This is a genomic window from Halalkalirubrum salinum, assembly GCF_005543295.1.
GTDB lineage: Archaea > Halobacteriota > Halobacteria > Halobacteriales > Haloferacaceae > Halalkalirubrum > Halalkalirubrum salinum.
In genome coordinates this window covers 1-17,071 of the sequence record NZ_SRSG01000018.1, presented here as the reverse complement: position 1 = coordinate 17,071, position 17,071 = coordinate 1, and the positions used below count along the sequence as shown (strand labels likewise).

18 protein-coding genes are annotated in these 17,071 nt (G+C 58.3%); 10 read left to right on the top strand and 8 right to left on the bottom strand.

What is annotated here, in order from left to right:
- Nucleotides 1-27 precede the first annotated feature (27 nt).
- Nucleotides 28-285 carry a hypothetical protein gene (locus E5K03_RS07475; protein ID WP_138005996.1) on the top strand — a complete coding sequence of 86 codons (258 nt, stop codon included), beginning with the start codon at nt 28-30 and terminating at the stop codon, nt 283-285.
- A 4-nt stretch (nt 286-289) separates the two neighbouring features.
- Here E5K03_RS07475 and E5K03_RS07470 read toward each other — a convergent pair whose 3' ends face one another.
- Together E5K03_RS07470 and E5K03_RS07465 are read right to left on the bottom strand one after the other, a co-directional pair.
- Nucleotides 290-913, bottom strand: a complete 624-nt coding sequence (locus E5K03_RS07470; RefSeq protein WP_138005994.1) for an RAD55 family ATPase — start codon at nt 911-913, stop codon at nt 290-292.
- Nucleotides 914-982: 69 nt separating this feature from the next.
- Nucleotides 983-1,357, bottom strand: coding sequence for a YlbF family regulator (locus tag E5K03_RS07465; protein ID WP_138005992.1), 375 nt, complete (start codon nt 1,355-1,357; stop codon nt 983-985).
- Between the two features lie 81 nt (nt 1,358-1,438).
- On the opposite strand from E5K03_RS07465, the gene E5K03_RS07460 reads away from it, so the two are divergent.
- Both E5K03_RS07460 and E5K03_RS07455 read left to right on the top strand, forming a co-directional pair.
- A complete protein-coding gene (locus tag E5K03_RS07460) occupies nt 1,439-2,824 on the top strand; it encodes a hypothetical protein (RefSeq protein WP_138005989.1) in 1,386 nt (461 codons plus the stop codon).
- Between the two features lie 25 nt (nt 2,825-2,849).
- The gene (locus E5K03_RS07455; RefSeq protein WP_138005987.1) at nt 2,850-3,857 is read left to right on the top strand and encodes a sodium:calcium antiporter; all 1,008 of its coding nucleotides are present in this window, start codon (nt 2,850-2,852) and stop codon (nt 3,855-3,857) included.
- A 30-nt stretch (nt 3,858-3,887) separates the two neighbouring features.
- Here E5K03_RS07455 and E5K03_RS07450 read toward each other — a convergent pair whose 3' ends face one another.
- Together E5K03_RS07450 and E5K03_RS07445 are read right to left on the bottom strand one after the other, a co-directional pair.
- Entirely contained in the window at nt 3,888-4,547 is a 660-nt protein-coding gene (locus E5K03_RS07450) for an alpha/beta hydrolase (protein WP_138005984.1), read from the bottom strand.
- Between the two features lie 90 nt (nt 4,548-4,637).
- A complete protein-coding gene (locus tag E5K03_RS07445; protein ID WP_138005981.1) occupies nt 4,638-5,309 on the bottom strand; it encodes a hypothetical protein in 672 nt (223 codons plus the stop codon).
- Between the two features lie 104 nt (nt 5,310-5,413).
- Between E5K03_RS07445 and dph2 the strand changes: the two genes are divergently transcribed.
- Complete coding sequence (gene dph2, locus E5K03_RS07440; protein WP_138005978.1) at nt 5,414-6,469, top strand: diphthamide biosynthesis enzyme Dph2; 1,056 nt, start codon at nt 5,414-5,416, stop codon at nt 6,467-6,469.
- A 33-nt stretch (nt 6,470-6,502) separates the two neighbouring features.
- On the opposite strand, the gene E5K03_RS07435 is transcribed toward dph2, so the two are convergent.
- Together E5K03_RS07435 and E5K03_RS07430 are read right to left on the bottom strand one after the other, a co-directional pair.
- Nucleotides 6,503-6,949, bottom strand: coding sequence for a TIGR00725 family protein (locus E5K03_RS07435; protein WP_138005976.1), 447 nt, complete (start codon nt 6,947-6,949; stop codon nt 6,503-6,505).
- Nucleotides 6,950-6,959: 10 nt separating this feature from the next.
- Entirely contained in the window at nt 6,960-7,142 is a 183-nt protein-coding gene (locus E5K03_RS07430) for a heavy-metal-associated domain-containing protein (RefSeq protein WP_205742972.1), read from the bottom strand.
- A gap of 138 nt (nt 7,143-7,280) precedes the next feature.
- Between E5K03_RS07430 and E5K03_RS07425 the strand changes: the two genes are divergently transcribed.
- The 5 genes from E5K03_RS07425 (at nt 7,281) to E5K03_RS07405 (ending at nt 13,725) form a co-directional block, all read left to right on the top strand.
- Nucleotides 7,281-7,874 (top strand): AsnC family transcriptional regulator, encoded by a 594-nt coding sequence (locus E5K03_RS07425; RefSeq protein ID WP_138005971.1) that lies wholly within the window; start codon nt 7,281-7,283, stop codon nt 7,872-7,874.
- A gap of 110 nt (nt 7,875-7,984) precedes the next feature.
- Entirely contained in the window at nt 7,985-10,579 is a 2,595-nt protein-coding gene (locus tag E5K03_RS07420) for a heavy metal translocating P-type ATPase (RefSeq protein WP_138005969.1), read from the top strand.
- A 167-nt stretch (nt 10,580-10,746) separates the two neighbouring features.
- The gene (locus tag E5K03_RS07415) at nt 10,747-11,625 is read left to right on the top strand and encodes a CPBP family intramembrane glutamic endopeptidase (RefSeq protein ID WP_138005967.1); all 879 of its coding nucleotides are present in this window, start codon (nt 10,747-10,749) and stop codon (nt 11,623-11,625) included.
- A gap of 339 nt (nt 11,626-11,964) precedes the next feature.
- On the top strand, nt 11,965-12,159 hold the full coding sequence (locus E5K03_RS07410; RefSeq protein ID WP_137198732.1) for a cold-shock protein: 195 nt from the start codon (nt 11,965-11,967) through the stop codon (nt 12,157-12,159).
- Nucleotides 12,160-12,420: 261 nt separating this feature from the next.
- The gene (locus E5K03_RS07405; protein WP_138005965.1) at nt 12,421-13,725 is read left to right on the top strand and encodes an acetamidase/formamidase family protein; all 1,305 of its coding nucleotides are present in this window, start codon (nt 12,421-12,423) and stop codon (nt 13,723-13,725) included.
- A gap of 48 nt (nt 13,726-13,773) precedes the next feature.
- Here the strand turns inward: E5K03_RS07405 and E5K03_RS07400 are convergent, their stop codons facing one another.
- Entirely contained in the window at nt 13,774-14,040 is a 267-nt protein-coding gene (locus tag E5K03_RS07400; RefSeq protein WP_138005962.1) for a MoaD/ThiS family protein, read from the bottom strand.
- Nucleotides 14,041-14,129: 89 nt separating this feature from the next.
- Nucleotides 14,130-15,647 (bottom strand): cryptochrome/photolyase family protein, encoded by a 1,518-nt coding sequence (locus tag E5K03_RS07395; RefSeq protein ID WP_138005960.1) that lies wholly within the window; start codon nt 15,645-15,647, stop codon nt 14,130-14,132.
- Between the two features lie 111 nt (nt 15,648-15,758).
- Here E5K03_RS07395 and E5K03_RS07390 point away from each other — a divergent pair, with 111 nt between their 5' ends.
- Nucleotides 15,759-16,733, top strand: a complete 975-nt coding sequence (locus tag E5K03_RS07390; protein ID WP_138005957.1) for an aldo/keto reductase — start codon at nt 15,759-15,761, stop codon at nt 16,731-16,733.
- The last annotated feature ends 338 nt before the right edge of the window (nt 16,734-17,071 follow it).

Genomic DNA, 17,071 nt, shown 5'->3' with positions numbered 1-17,071 from the left:
CACAATCGACGCTGCTGACGAGTATAAATGGACCTTGCTGAAGCCAAACAAGACGCGATCGTCGCTGCGGCGGCCGGCGGAAGCACAATCGCGCTCGTCGTTGTGCTGCGGATGGGTCTGGGGGCCGACCTCCCCGCACTCGTTGAGCTTTCGCCGCTTTTTGTGTACTTTGCGTACCTCTTCGGCCGGAACGCCATTCCCGGAGAACTGTTTGAGCGGGCAACACCGTGGGCGGCGATCGCTGTCGCGGTCGCCATCGCTGTGATTGTTTGGACGGCTGTTTGATAGCCTACGCGATATCTCGACTCGTATCGATTTGGACGCTTTCTGTGAGCTTCAGCTTGATCGTTTCCTCGAGTGCGCTGGCACCTCTGAACTTCGGAACCGCGAGTTTGTTTACTATTTCGCTTCCCCGGATTTCCGTCCGGAGATCGAAGATAATATCACTCATGTACTCAGTCACGTCACGGGTCGCTTCGGTGTGTCGACCGCTCAACGCATGGAGGACCGCGACACTATCGGTGTTTTGTAAGTGGGTTCCAAGCTGATTCAAGAAGCGTCGGTAGCGGGCCGGATCGGTAGCTTCGAGCGGATCAAGGGGATCAATAACGAGCGTGGATTCTTCAGGGAGGGTACTTATAAGTTGAATAGCTTGATCCAGCGGTGCGTCGCCGTCAATCTCAGCTATTTTCGGGTCGTTTGGAGGGATTGCGGCTCGGTTAATCGAATCCCGAACCGCATCTTCTGATCGCAATGTTGTCAGGTATAGCGTCGGGCGCGCCCGAATAAGCTCGTAGAGGAACAGCTCGGATTGACTCGCCGGCGTTGCGGACAACACGAGCGTGCTACCGCTTGGAATTCCACCTCCAAGTTGGCGATCGAGGGTGGAGATGCCGGTCGAAAGCCGTTTCATACTCGATGTGTTAGCCGTGATCTGAGTTAAATATTACCACACAACAGCCTGACGGGTTTTATTGCGAAATCAGTCGTGACAACAGCCGCCAGCCTCTCCGCCGAAATCAACAGCTAATGGCTCCGAGATTGCCCGGTTGACGTCTTCGAGGACGTTTTGGAGTGCTGCTTGCGCGTCGAGGTACTCTTCCATAACTGCAAGCGAATGGAGTTCATTTTGGGCGTTTTGAACTTTTCGTAGCATCTCTCGATCGGCGCTTCCGGATTGTTTTGCCATCATGAACTCCTGTCGGAGCTGTTCAAACGCTGAGATTCGCTCCTGGGCCTCGGGATCGTTTTCGACTGCTCTGCTTGCAGCTTCGTAGCGCTCGTACACGTCGCTCGTAGCGATGTGTTCGCCAAGTTCTCGACCGAGATCTTCCAGCGTCACCGATTGTGCGCTCATATCAGATCGTTCGTACTGCGGCGGTTTATGCGTGCCGAACCCGCCGCAACGTTTGAGCGTGTGCGTGCGGTACCATACCGTATGCGAGCCGTTCCCGATCAGTGCTTTGCCGACGCGTTCGGACAGCTAGACCGATCGGACAGGCTTGCACTCCTCGAAGTGCTGTGGACCGAACGCGGCTGGACGGTCGATCGGGATAGAAACCTGCTCGTTGCAAGACGAGGCGAAGAATCCAAACGGATTCGAGTCGGTTCGGCACCCAGTATCGACGACGATATTCTCGTGACAATCGATCGCAGCCGGGTTCACCTCGACGAGCACACCGACGTAGCCGTGTGGGGTCCATCGAAGGTTCGTGATCTACTCTTGTACGGTATCGATCGCGAGGTAGCTGAGAAGGTGTACGAGGCTATTTTCGAGCGATCGTTGTATTACGAGGAATCGACACTGGAGCCGTCGCCCAGGCTGTTGGATCGGGTGCCCGTTTTTAAAACTATGGCCGTCGTCATCCTGTTGCTCGCAGCGGTCGCTGCGGCGGCGGGCGTGCCGCTGAGTATCTCGGATTCGACACCCGAGTTCGATCGTAATACCGAATTTGATGGCAGCGATCGGTTCGGAAACGGCACCAACGACTCACAAACGAACACAGCAGAGCGCGAAGAAACCCAATCAGCCTATCCTCCAGGGATTAATGACGAAGGCATCGATGACATTGATGCCGTCCGCGAGGCACACCTCAACGCCGTTATGGGTTCATCTTACACGTTTGCGATCAGAGAATCCGGACCACGGAACCACACCACCTATCCCGGGGCGGTGACCCACCGTCTCGATGGGACGATAAATAACCGGACGAGCTACGAGATGCGACAGCGTCTGGAATATCCACCAGGGGAAGACCGAGCGAATCGGACGCTGAATCTGTATGCGAACGGTGAAAATCGGTACGGCCAGTGGACCTATGATAACCAGACGACGTTTGAAAACAGCACATTTCGTGGTACTGACGACACTGAGGCGGTTACCAGAATGATGGCCAATGCGATTGTACGATACCTCGATACGAACGAAACACGCGTCGAAAGGGACGATGTGTTCGGCCGTCAGGCATTTGTCGTCCGAGCGACAGGCGATCCGAGCAAAATCGATGAAGAAGTCCAGAACTATCAAGCACTTGCAGTGATCCGCCCCGACGGTACAGTCGATCTGTTACAAGTGTTGTACACTCCTGTCGGAACGAACGAAACAGCTCGTTACGATATGCAGCTATTCGCGTGGAGCGGTACAATCGACGAGCCGCAGTGGTACGAGACTGCACGGCAGACTAACGAGACCACGACGACCGTTGAATCGCTGACGAGCCGACGCGGACTCGGCGAAGACAACTACATTTCTCCGACGAGAACTGCATCAACGTATAATTGGACGAATCTGGATCGATCGTCGACAGCCCATCGGTTCTTTTAGGATACCGCGCGGTGGAGTTTCCGATATGTCTCTGCTTTGGTTGACTGTGCTTGCGCTCGCCTCTACTGCAGTTATCTGGAAAGCCAGTGAGCTCCTCGAATCTGCAAGCCAACGGCTGGCACTATATTATGGGTTGCCCGCAGTCGTTCAGGGCGCAGTGATTGTTGCGGTCGGATCCAGCTTTCCAGAGCTTTCGAGCGTCGTCTTGTCGGTCCTTCGGCACAACACGTTTGATCTTGGTGTCGGCGCAATCGTCGGCTCAGCAATTTTTAATATCCTCATTATTCCAGGCGTGAGCGCGCTCCGAAGCAGTCCGCTTGAAGTAAACCGTGACATCGTCTACAAAGAAGGCCAGTTTTACATGCTCGCGATCGCCATTTTGCTTTTGACGTTTTCGTTTGGCGTGATCTACAACACCGAAACGAGTAGCTTGACCGCTGAGCTCAGCCGTCCACTCGTGTTGATTCCGATTGGGATGTACGGCCTTTATTTGTTTATTCAGTACCAGGATGTCTCCGACTACGAGCCGCCGGTCGATCCGCCAAAAGAATCTGTCGGCCGAGAGTGGCTGAAGCTCGGCCTATCGCTTGCGCTTATTGTCATAGCAGTGGAGGGCTTGGTTGTCGCTGCGCTTGGGTTCGGTGAGGCGCTGAACACGCCAGATTTCCTGTGGGGGCTGACAATCGTCGCCGCCGGCACAAGCCTGCCTGACGCGTTCGTGAGCATTCGCGCGGCTGATAAGGGCAGGGGAGAGGTCAGCGTCGCGAACGTGCTTGGAAGCAACACGTTCGATCTGCTCGTGGTCATCCCCATTGGCGTGCTGTTGGTCGGCTCGACGACGGTCAACTACGCGCTTGCAGTGCCAATGATGGGCGTCCTGACGTTCGCAACGGTGATTCTCTTTACTGCGATGCGTACCGAGTTACAGATCACTCGGCTCGAGGGCATCGTCCTCCTCTGTGGGTACGGGATATTCGTTCTGTGGCTTGGCGTCGAAACACTTGGACTGATCGACACACTTCCGGGCGTGTGATCGCGTTGAGTACGCGGCGATAGCGGTGAGTCAATGCTGAATTGTTGTTGTCACAAAGTCAACGAGGTCCGACAGCTCTGCAGGACCGACCCCGTGGCCGGCATCGTAGACGCCAACGGTCACATCTGCGCCGATCGACCGAAGCCGATCGGCTGCGGCCTCCGTGCGTGTATGTGGAATAATTCGATCGGCGCGTCCTGCAGCGATAAAGACTGGTTTGTCGTCGACGCTATCGGGATCGAGATCCGCGTGTGAGTCTGCAAGATAGCCGTGGAGTGCTGCCACCCACGCAATTCGATCGGGAGATTCGAGTAACAACGCGAGACTCATGATCGATCCCTGGCTGAAGCCCAGTAGTCCGAGTCGATCGGGATCGAGATCGTACGCTTCGACCGCAGCGTCAATGCTCCCGGTGACCAGATCGAGACTTCGTCGGAACCCTTCCGCATCCGGTTGGCTTTCGTGGAGACCGCCGCCTGAGAGGTCGAGATCGTACCATGTGTAACCGCCCTGGAGCCGATCAGGCGCGCGAAAGCTGATAACGTGGAGTTCGTCGGGTAGTTCGTCGGCGATCGGGAGCAGATCCTGTTCGTTCGCGCCGCGACCGTGCAGGACGAACACTGCTGGGGCGGGTCCGTCACTTTGGATCTCGGCTTCGAGATGGACGTGTTCGAGCAGTATCTCGGTCATATACGATCCTACGATATCGCGGATCTTGAACCCGGGAGTAACATCAATGTCACCGAAGATCAGACGTCGCTACGATCGACCAGATGTTCATCACCGACTTCGCCGAAGTAGCCACACTGCGTCGACGGTGGCAGCCGCAACGAGCCCGATCGCGAACAGTGCGGCGGCGGGATCCCCAGTACTGAAATCGAACGGCCGCGCGTACTGTAGGGTTGTGATAATCGCGAACGCGTGGTAGCCGATTCGAACGGGAGCGAGACGATGGGTGTTCTCAAGCACGGTTGGCAGTGCAGCGACAGCGATCGCTCCAACACAGACCCCAACGATCGCTGCGAGGCCTGATGCGTTCACCCCGCCGATAACGGACGCCACCGCAATGGCGACGACTGCGCCACCGTACGCAGCGATGAGGAATGTCGAACAAAGGTACACGCCACGGGTGAGGATGCTGCAATACCCACCCACCGATCCCAAGGCTCTCCCAGAAAGCGATGGCCACTCGCCAATCGCTTCGAGGTGACCGCCCCGGGCGAACCCAATACCCAGGATGGTCGCCACGAGCGCACCCCATACCGCTGCTGTTGCTTCGAGATCGATCGTTGGGGTCTGAAACACGAGCCACTGCGCCGGAAACGTCAACAGCAGCACCCCACCGAGGCCGTAATAGATCGTATCGGTCAGGACTCGATCCCAGCCGGTTAGCTCCTCGCGCTCGCGGCCGACGCGATCGTCATCGAACACTGCCGGGCCATCCCGTTGCATCCGTTTCCAATACCATGGCGGAGAGGCATATATGTACCGCCAGAACGTGCTGAAAATCTCTCGGAAACACCGCGCTTAACCGTCCCGGTACGCAATACATGCCAATGAGTCAGGATGGGACATCGTCCCCGAACACCGAGGGAGACCTCCGAAACACCGGAATGTCGTTGAAGCACGATCGAGAGTGGGATTACGAACTCGATCGGATCGTCGAAGAGATTGAAGAACGCGACGCTACCAAGGTAGGGTTGCAGTTTCCAGAGGGACTAAAGCGCCGTGGTCCAGCGGTCGCCGACGATCTTCGCGAACTCGCGCCGGATGTGACGTTCATGCTCTCTGGGCAGCCATGTTACGGCGCGTGTGACCTCGACACCTATCTCATGCGGCGGACAGACGTCTTCGTCCACTTCGGCCATTCGCCGATGAAAGAGTCCGATCGCATCATCTACGTCCCGCTGTTTTCGAACGTCGATCCGTATCCGATCATGAAAGAGTCACTCAAAGAGCTGGCCGATCCAGAAGACGATCCCAACGTGGGACTCGTGACGACTGCCCAGCACATGAATCTCTTCGGCGACATGGTCGAGTGGCTCGAAGAACGCGACTACGTCGTTCACACTCGCCGAGGCGACGATCGACTTACCTACGAGGGACAGGTCCTCGGCTGCAACTACGCCTCCGCAGACATCGATGCCGAGCAGGTGTTATACGTCGGCGGCGGGAAGTTCCACCCGCTCGGGCTTGCGATGGAACACCCTGACAAGACCGTCGTGATCGCCGATCCGGTGAACAACGTCGTCACGCTTGCCGATCCCGAGAAGTTCCTGAAACAGCGCTACGGCGCAGTTCACCGTGCCATGGACGCCGAGAAATGGGGAGTGATTTTCTGCACGAAGATCGGTCAGGGTCGCTGGGAGACCGCCCAGGAGATTGTCGAGAACAACGACAACGCCTATCTGATCACTATGGACGAGGTGACCCCCGATCGCCTCCGGAACTTCAACATGGACGCGTTCGTCAACACCGGCTGTCCGCGGATCACGACCGACGACGGCCCAAGATTCCACAAGCCGATGTTGACCCCCGGGGAGTACGAGATCGCTGTTGGCAACAAACCATTAGATTCGTTGGAGTTTGATACGTTCCACGGTACCTGGTAGGTTCAGCGGCGGACACAATCGCCGAGTACGCTTTTATTCTCCAACTGCTGATTCGACGTAATTGACCGCCTCTGCGGCAGTCCCGACCGGTTTGATACCGTCAATTTCGTAGGTATTGATTCCAGCGGTCGGTTTCTCGAATACCCGTGTAAACCCGAGTTCGCTCAGCGTGCCGCCCGCGCCGTCGATCGCAATCGCGGCGTCTCCGTTTAACACCACAATCGGGTTCCGTGCGTGGCCAAGCCCCGTCGCGATCGGGGTAGTGACGTAGTCGTTCGCATCCGCAACCCGATCGGTCGGGAGAATTCCGATCGTCTCCCCGCCAGCGGCGACGGCACCGCGGCAGGCTGCCTCCATGACGCCGCCGAGGCCGCCGCAGACGACGGTGTGGCCTCGACTCGCGAGTTCGGAGCCGACCGCTTCGGCGGTCTTGGCGATCTCCTGATCGATCGTGCTGCCACCAATAACACTCACTCGCATGGGTCGTTCCTCACGAGACGGTGTAGCCGGCGTCTTCGATTGCCGCCGCGACGACGCTCCGATCCGGATCGCCGTCGACGACGACGGTACCGGACTCGTGGTCTGCACGGACACCTGACACCCCTGAGAGGCCGTCGATCGCTGATTCTACGGCTGATTCACATCCGCTGCAACTCATGTCCTCGACTTGCATCTCGAAACTCATCAACTGAGTGTACGCACCAATATCCTATTGGCCCTTTGATTTCGAATCAAAAGCAAAATAGCGGCATCTCCTTTGAAACAAAACCGCTGTAGGAACCGTTAGGTGGCTCCGTCTTGTAGGATCGGTATGCGCGACCTCGACAAGATCGATCGTGAGATTATCCGGCTGCTTCTGGAAAACAGCCGGCGGCCGTACAGTGAGATCGCAGCGCACGTCGACTTGTCAGCGCCTGCGGTTCGCGATCGCATCGATCGACTCTCTGAGCTGGGAGTCATCCGGGGATTTACGCTCGATTTAAACACTGAACTGCTCCGTGGCGGCGTCGGAGTCTTGATCGAACTGGCGATCGAACCGGGACACGCAACGGCGGTGGCGGACGCGCTGGCTGCGCTCGATCGCGTCGAACACCGCTTCGTCACCGCTGATTCGACCGTGTTCGTCCACGCGACGCTTGGGTCAGGAGGCGTCTCTGAACTGCTGGATTCGGCGGTCCCGGTCGATCGTGTCCGATCGATCGACGTCCACCTGTTGTCCGAGGAGTCGTGGTCACCGTCGATCACGGATGAGACGCAGCTATCGATTGACTGTGTGGAATGTGGAAACACAGTCACAAGTGAGGGTGAGACAGCGACGATCGACGGCACTGAGTACCACTTTTGTTGTGGATCGTGCCTGGCACGGTTCGAAGAGCGCTACGATCGGTTTAGTGCCGACGCATAGCCTGCTACGGTGACTACTCGCTGAATTTTGAATTCGTCGTGTCTGATCATATTTGCTTTTGATTCGAAACCACAACCGGATTCAAAAGGGAGACCGTATGTATACACAAGATGAGTAGGACTGCACAACTGGAGATATCGGGAATGTCGTGTGCGACCTGCGTTGGGAACGTCGAGGACGCGCTCGGCTCGCTTGCAGGCATAAGCGACGCCAGCGCCAACTTTGCGACAGACGAGGGAACGGTCACGTATAACCCAGAGCAGGTCTCGCTCGCTGAGATCTACGAGACAATCGAGGCTGCCGGCTATCAGCCGGAGCGTGAACGCCAGACAATCGAAGTCGGTGGCATGTCGTGTGCGAGCTGCTCTGAGGCCGTTGCAAGTGCTGTCAGCTCAGTGCCCGGCGTGATCGACGCGACGGTAAACTTCGCCGCTGACGAGGCGACCATCGAGTACAACCCTGCGGATATTGATTTCGAAGGAGTGTACGCGGCGATCGAATCGGCGGGCTACGAGCCGGTGCGCCCCGATTCCGATGAGAGCTCGGAGGGCGATCGCGAATCAGTCGCCCAGCGGGAGATGACAAAGCAGTGGCGGCTGGTAGTCGGCGGCGGCGCACTGACTGTGCCGTTCCTCTTCGTGATGGCCGATATGTTTGGGCTGCTGGCCCTGCCGGAGGCGATCGCAGGCGTCAACATCGGGTGGATCGAGTTCGCCCTTGCGACCGCACTCATGGCGACACTCGGCCGTGAGTTCATCGTAGGCGCGTATCACGCGGCAGTGAACAACGGCCAAGCGAACATGGACACGCTCGTGGCGATGGGGACGAGCGTCGGCTACCTGTACAGCGTGGCTGTCCTTCTGGATGCGATCGCCGGCAGCGGACTCTACTTCGAGGCGGTCGCGTTCATCCTGTGGTTCATCACGCTCGGCAACTACCTGGAAGCCCGCTCGAAAGCCCAGGCGAGCGACGCGCTTCGATCGCTGCTCGAACTCGAAGCCGAGGAGGCGACGATCGTCCACGAAGACGGCTCCGAGTCGGTCGTGCCCCTCGAAGATGTCCAGATTGGCGATCGTCTGAAGGTTCGTCCCGGCGAGCGAATCCCGACTGACGGTGTCGTCCGTGAGGGCGACAGCGCTGTCGACGAGTCGATGCTAACGGGCGAAAGTGTACCCGTTGAAAAAGAGCCAGGCGACGAAGTCGTCGGGTCGACGATCAACGAAAACGGCGTGCTTGTCGTCGAGGCCACGAAGGTCGGCTCTGAAACCGCGATTCAACAGATCGTCAAGCGCGTCAAGGAGGCCCAGGCCCGACAGCCGGACATCCAGCGGCTGGTCGATCGAATCAGCGCGTACTTCGTTCCGGCGGTGATCGTCAACGCGATCGCATGGGCGATCCTCTGGTCACTGTTTCCCGCGCAGTTGTCGGCGGTTGCTGAGTTGGTGCCAGTCTTTGCGATGGTCGGCGGTGGACCGGTCGCCGGCGGTGTGCCGTTGATCGAGTTCTCGATGGTTGTCCTCGCCTCGGCGATCTTGATCGCCTGTCCCTGTGCGTTGGGGCTTGCGACCCCGGCGGCAACGATGGTTGGCTCGACGATCGCTGCCACCAACGGCGTGTTGTTCAAGGGATCCGACGTACTCGAAAAGGCCCGTGAGATCGACACGATCGTCTTCGACAAGACCGGGACGCTCACCCACGGCGAGTTAGAACTCACAGACGTCGTCGCACTCGACGGAGACGTCCGTGCTGACGGTGCTGGCGCAGCCCTCACAGCGGACGACGAAGGGACTGACAGTCCACTTGATGACGAATCGTTCGTGCTCGCCGCGGCAGCGAGCGCAGAACAGAGCTCAGAACATCCGCTCGCAAAGTCGATCGTTGCGGGCGCACGGGAGAGAGACCTCGAACTGGACGAGGCTGAGTCCTTCGAGAACGTCCCCGGACACGGAATCCGTGCGACGACGGGGTTCGGTGAGACGCTCGTCGGCAACCGCAAGCTCATGCGCGACAACGGAATCGATCCCACTCCAGCGGTCGACGCGCTCGAGCGGCTAGAATCCGAGGGCAAGACGGCGATGCTCGTGGCCGTCGGCGGTACGCTCGTTGGAGTTGTCGCTTCGGCGGACAGCGTCCGCGAGAGTGCGAAACAGACGGTTGCTGCACTTCGCGATCGCGGCCAATCTGTCTACATGTTGACCGGCGACAACGAACGGACAGCACGGGCAGTCGCCAAATCGGTCGGCATTGACCCAGCAAACGTTCGTGCAGAGGTGCTTCCGGAAGACAAAGCCGACGTGATCGACGAGATTCAATCCGGCGGTGGTCGCGTCATGATGGTCGGCGACGGGGTCAATGACGCACCGGCGCTCACGACCGCACAGGTCGGCGTCGCGATCGGTTCGGGAACCGATGTGGCGATCGAATCAGCGGACGTGACGCTAATGCGGGACGATCCTGCTGATGTGTTGAAAGTGATCCGGATTTCGGAGGCGACGATCGCGAAGGTGCGTCAGAACCTCTTCTGGGCGCTGGCGTACAATGCGACGCTCATCCCAGTCGCCTCGCTCGGGCTGCTCAATCCCGCGCTTGCGGGACTGGCGATGGCCGCCTCGAGCGTCTCGGTGATGTCGAACAGCCTCGCGTTCCGGCGGTGGGATCCGCATACGGACTACCACCCGATCGTGCTCCGGCCGTTCCGCAAATAACGAATAGGCGGCTCTGGTGAAATCCTCAGCCGGTGATATGTTCTCAGCGTTCTGCTGAATACAGAGCGCGTATCTCGCACGGAACCCGCTTATCTAGCGACCTGAAGCGGTCAATCGAGTACGTCGGAAAGTTCTTGCTACACCTAAGCATTATATCATGCCATCCGATGAACGCTTCACCAGTTGCCGACGAACGTCCGAACAACAGTCCCAAATGGCTCGTCATTTTCTTTTCGCTTACATTCGTGTTCTCGTGGGCGTTGTGGCTCCCGAAGGTCGTCGTGGCCTCGGGTACCGAGACGGGCATTGCGGTGATAGACGACCTGGTCGTCGGGATCTCCGTGTTACCGGAAGTCGGAGCGTTCGGCCCCACCGTGTCTGCACTGCTCCTCGTATATATCCACGGTGGGCGGGACGGTGTGGTCCGTCTCCTCAAGCGTGCTATCGACCTGTCGTTTTCCCGAAGGTGGCTTTTTCCGGCGGTAGTGCTGTTCCCAGTGCTCGCAATCGGCGCACTTGGTGTTGCCGTCGTCTGGGGAGTTGAACCGACACTTCCGTGGGCGGGGGAGGCGTATGTGCTCCCGATCGCGTTCGTCTACATTCTGTTTCTTGGCGGGCCGCTTCAAGAGGAATTGGGGTGGCGCGGGTACGCACTCGAACCGCTGATCGAACGGTTTGGCGCCTTCGCGGGGAGTCTCGGGCTGGGGCTCGTCTGGGGCGTCTGGCATTTGCCGTGGTTCTACATGCCGTCGATGACGATGTACTATCAACGCCCCCTCGTGGGGTTCATGATCACGATTACGCTCCTGTCTGTCGTTATGACGTGGGTCTTTCAGAACACTGGCGGGAGTCTCGCCCCGATGATTTTGCTCCACGCTTCGTTCAATTGGTCGCTGTGGGCGTTTCCCGCGATTGAATCCGACGCTGGTGGACAGGCGTTCATCGGGATGCTGCTTGCGTTGGTGCTGCTTATCGTTTTTCGCCATGGGAGAACTGATTTTTCCTCGCTCAGATCACCGACCCGAACTGCAACATCACACCAGTAGCATACGACGATGATTTGCATCATACGCTGGTGGTGGTTCAATTTGTTCTTAGCCGTCGTTGATGAGCTCTGCTTCTGTATCTCGCACGTGGATCCTATCAGTTCTTAAGGACTTCAACAGAGCCGAATAGGCATAAATTGCGACGATTTCTGCCGCGTCGGGTTCACTCCTGAACCCACCGATTCAACAGCGCTGGCCGCCCCTGTTGGGGAATGCCAGTCGCAACAGTAGGAGAGACAGCGACCGCATCATAGACGATTACGCGCGAGTCGATCGTTCGGGACAGTCTCGGTTTTCTACCAAACGTTTTTATCCTGCCTCATCCTCAATTGAGGTGTCATGCCGAAAGGGAAGGTAGCCTTCTTTAACGACACTGGCGGTTACGGATTCATCGAAAGCGACGACGTCGACGAGGACGTGTTCTTCCACATGGAAGATGTCGGTGGTCCGGATCTCGAAGAAGGCCAAGAGGTCGAATTCGACGTGGTCCAAGCAGAAAAAGGCCCACGAGCGAAAGACCTCGAACGACTGTAACTGCGCGAGCAGTTACCCGGTACGGATTTCGAACCGCGGTTTCAGTTTTGCTGTGACCGTCTTCGGGTGTGAGCGATAGCCTTGCTCACAACCGATTTTTTCGATCGAGTAGTGACAACGACCAACTGCGATCCAAGCCCCCCGTTGGAGCAGTTTACGACCAACTGCGATTCAAGCGACGTGTCGGAGCAGTTCACGATCGGCACAGACGAACCACTGTCCACAGATCATTTATGCTAATTGATCACATACAGACAATAGATGTCTCAACAGATTCAACAGGAACTCGATGTCGACCAGTTTACGCTTGGGCTGGTCGGGCCCGATCAAGAGTGGGCGGGCACCGTCGCTGACGGCGGGACCGTTCGAACGCACACCCCGGCTGGCTGCTGGGGACCGATGATTACACCATCGTTTCGCGGCGGGCATGAGGTCACCCGACCGATCCGTGTTGAAAACGCCGAGGTCGGCGATGCACTCGTCGTCCGGATCAAAGACGTATCAGTGACGAGCATCGCCACTAGCACTGGCAGTATGGCCGAACGCGATGAGGCCTTTGGCGACGATCCGTTCATCGACCATCGCTGTCCGGAATGTGGCACAGAGTGGCCCGACACGGTCGTTGAGGGTACTGGTGAGGATTCAATTCGATGCGCCGAGTGTGGAGCCAACGCCTCCTCGTTTGGCTTCGAGTACGGCTACACAGTCGTCTTTGACGAGGATCGAACTGTTGGGCTAACTGTCGGCGCAGAGGGTGCCAATCAGCTCGCCGAGAACGCTGACGAGAACATGGCACTCCCAGAAAACTCCCGTCAGCATCCGATTTTGCTGTACAAACCAGACGAGATCCCGGGGACGATCGGCCATCTCGCGCCGTTCATTGGCAACATCGGGACGACACCAGCGGTTGAGTTTCCGGATTCACACAACGCTGGTGACTTCGGGCAATTCCTCATCGGTGCAGACCACGACTGGGGAATCACTGACGAAAGCGAACTCGAGGCACGGACTGACGGCCACATGGATTCAAACGATGTGCGGCCGGGTGCAACGCTCATTTGTCCGGTGCGAGTCGACGGTGGTGGGCTCTACGTTGGTGACCTCCACGCGAATCAGGGAGACGGAGAACTGTCACTACACACGACTGATGTGAGTGGGACGACTGAGCTCGAAGTTGAGGTGATCAAAGACGTCGAGATGGACGGCCCACTCCTCCTGCCGAACGAGTCGGACCTTCCAGACATTGCCAAGCCGTACACCGACGACGAGCGCGAGACGGCCAACACGCTCGCTGCACAGTACGGCGTCGACACCGTCTCGGATGCGATGCCACTGCAGATCATCGGCTCAGGGGCAACGGTCAACGAGGCAACGGACAACGCCTTCGATCGAGCCGGGTCGCTATTTGACATGACTGAAGGCGAGGTTCGAGCCCGCTGTACGTTCACCGGCGGCGTTGAGATCGCTCGCCTGCCAGGTGTTGTGCAGCTCTCGATGCTCGTCCCGACGGAGATCCTCGAAGACGTGGGGCTGGCTTCGGTTGTTCGCGAGCAGTACGGACTCTGAATATTTTCGCACTGGGCACTCACTCGATCTCGTTTGTGCCGGCCTCGATCATCCGCCCTGTGCGGCAGGAATGAGTGTGATCGCTGCTGTCGGTCGGCACTCCGTTTCGGGGTCGGCACGTTCGCCGTCGACAAGCACACGAACACTTGCTCGGAGGGTTCCATCATCGTTGAACAGCTGCTGATTGGCTCGTGGATACTGCTCGACAAAGCGTTCGAGCACGCTCTGAACTGATTCCTCGTGGTCGTCAGTCGCGATCGAGACTATTTTCGATCCAGTCACGCCGCGAAGTGGCCCGTGGACTGTTAGCTCCATACACTTTTTTCGGTCGTATCCCGCATTGCTGTTGTGTTCGTCACCTGACCGGGATCTCGGTTGGAATAGCCACTGCGTCGCCGCCGAGGTCAGAGTTCGCCGCGGACCGTTAGTTGCCGCACCCAATCGGCCCGATCGCGAATCGCGTCCCACTCTTCGTCGCTTTTGTTGTCGACGTGTGAGTACATGAGCCCCATCCGGCCGGTTCCACGGAGCGTCGCTTCGTTTTCTTTCAGGAAGTCCCAGTACAGCGCGTTGAACGGACAGGCGTTCTCGCCGGTCGTCTTCGAGACCGCATAGGGACACGATTTGCAGTGATCGCTCATCCGGTTGATGTAGTTGCCCGAGGAGGCGTATGGCTTTGAGGAGAGCACGTCCGTCGCGAACGAACCCATCCCGATCACGTTCGGCGTGGTCACCCAGTGGTACGCGTCAACGAACCCAAGGTGGAACCACTCGTTCAGTTCGGCCGGATCGACTCCGTACAGCAGCGCGAAGTTCGAAAGCACCATGAGCCGCTCGATGTGGTGTGCGTAGCCGCGATCGTACACGCCACCGACTGCCTCAGAGAGACACTGCATGTCAGTCTCGCCCGTCCAGTACGCCGGTGGCAGCTCCCGCGATTGCTCTAGTTGGTTTGCCGCCGCGAGTTCTGGCATCGATCGCCGGTAGACGTGCCGCATGAACTCCCGCCAGCCGATCACCTGCCGGATGAATCCCTCGACGCTGTTGAGCGGCGCGTCCCCAGTGTGGTAGGCCGCTTCGACCCGATCGACGACTTCCATCGGTGTGAGCAGCCCGAGGTTGATCGCCGAAGACAGGAGTGAGTGCGACAGCGCCCACTCGTCGGTTACCATCGCATCCTGGTAGGGGCCGAACTCGCCAAGTCGGGTGTCGATGAACCACTCGAGCGCTTCGAGCGCCTGCTCGCGGGTCACCGGCCACGGAATGGGCTCATCAGGGTCCGGCAGCCGACCCCAGGCGTCGGGGTAGCGATCGGCAACGAACGATCGCACCTCGCGGGTGGTCTCGTCCTGCTCGAACCGCAGCACTGCTGGCGGTTCCCAGTCTTTCGGTGGCGTCTCGCGATTCTCGTCGTCGTAGTTCCACTCGCCACCGATCGGCTCGCCGTCGTCCATCAAAATGCCTGTCTCGCGGCGGACGTGTCGATACCAGTTCTCCTGGCGATACGTGCGATCGTCGGTATGTTTGCCCGCCCACGCATCGAACTCCGCGGGCGTCGTGAGAAAAAGCTCGTTTTCGACCCGTGTGAGCGTTCCACCGCGGGCTTCGACCATGGCTTCGAGGCGATCGCCAGCCCCGTGGCTCGGCGGCTCCATGATTACGAGGTCGTCGCCAGGGCTCGCCTCAAAGTACCGATCGAGCGCCGCTCCGAACGTCTCTGCGCGGAGGTACGTAACCTCGTAGTCGCTTTCCCGCAGGCGATCGCGAAACGATCGCATCGCCGCGAACACCGTCAGGAGTTTCTGGGGGTGATAGCGATGCCGATCGCCGAAGGCATGCGCTTCGATCATGAGCACGTGGTCGGCGTGTTCGATCGGACCGCAGTTCGTTGAGAGTTGGTCGCCGAGAACCCACACCGTCATAGAGTTTCTTAGGAGTGACACGCACTAAACACCGCTGTTGATGTAGATTGCACCGCTCGTGTGGCTTGCTGGTGGGATCGGGTTTTTGTCGTCTGCCAGTGAGGACCATCCATGGAGTACACGACGCTTGGCTCGACCGGCATGGAGGTTTCGAAGATCTGTCTTGGTTGTATGAGTTTTGGCTCGAGTGACTGGCGCGAGTGGGTGTTAGATGAAAAAGAGGGGCTCGAACTCGTCGATCGGGCGATCGAACTCGGGATCAACTTCTTCGATACCGCCAACATGTACTCCGAGGGCGAATCCGAACGCGTCCTCGGGAAGGCGCTTGAGGGCCGCCGCGAGGAAGCAGTCGTCGCGAGTAAGGTCTACTTCCAGATGGACGAAAACGATCCGAACTCCGGGGGGCTCTCTCGGAAGGCGATCGAACAGGAACTGGACGCAAGCCTCGATCGGCTAGGCATGGACACGCTTAATCTGCTACAGATTCACCGCTACGACTACGATACGCCGCCGGAGACGACACTTCGGGCACTTGACGATGCGGTTCGTCACGGCAAGGCGAGATACATTGGGGCATCGTCGATGTGGGCCCACCAGTTCGCGGATATGCTGCACACGAGCGATCGCCTCGGACTCGATCGGTTCGTCACGATGCAGAACCACTACAACCTCGTCTACCGCGAGGAGGAACGCGAGATGCTCCCGCTGTGTGCCGCCGAGGACATCGGCGTGATCCCGTGGTCGCCGCTGGCGCGTGGATACCTCACGCGGCCAGATGCGGAGATCGACGCGACAACGCGCGGAGAGACTGAAGAGCACATGTACCGCCATCCCTACCGCGAGGGCGGCGGCGCGGAGATCAACGCCCGCGTTGCCGAACTTGCCGAAGAAAAGGGCGTAAAGATGGCCCAGATCGCACTCGCGTGGGTGCTCTCGAAGGATGTCGTCACCGCGCCGATCGTCGGGACCACGTCGATCGAGCATCTTGAGGATGCCGTGGAGGCGCTTGATATCGACCTCCGATCGAGCGACATCGAGTATCTCGAAGAACCCTACGAACCGGTACGAGTCTCCGGACACGACTGACCACACAGGGGGTTTTGCTTCGGGTTATAAACTCCAAAGCTAAGGCCGACAGACTCGACCGAGTCGCGTGTCACAAAACACCTGAGTGGCTACAACAATCTTCTATCCCACGCCACGGGAGTAATTTCTTCTAATAACAATCTATATTCTATTTTTCTAAAGTAACGTTATTTGATTACTACAATCAGTTTGTCAGCACACAACTTATGTATGCATATTCCAATGCATACGTGATGAGTTCGGAAGACCACCTCAAACAGACAGATACCGAAGCTCGCTTCGAGTTCAAGAAAGAACAGAAGTCCGCGTTCCAGGCCGAAAAAGGCCTCACCGAAGAG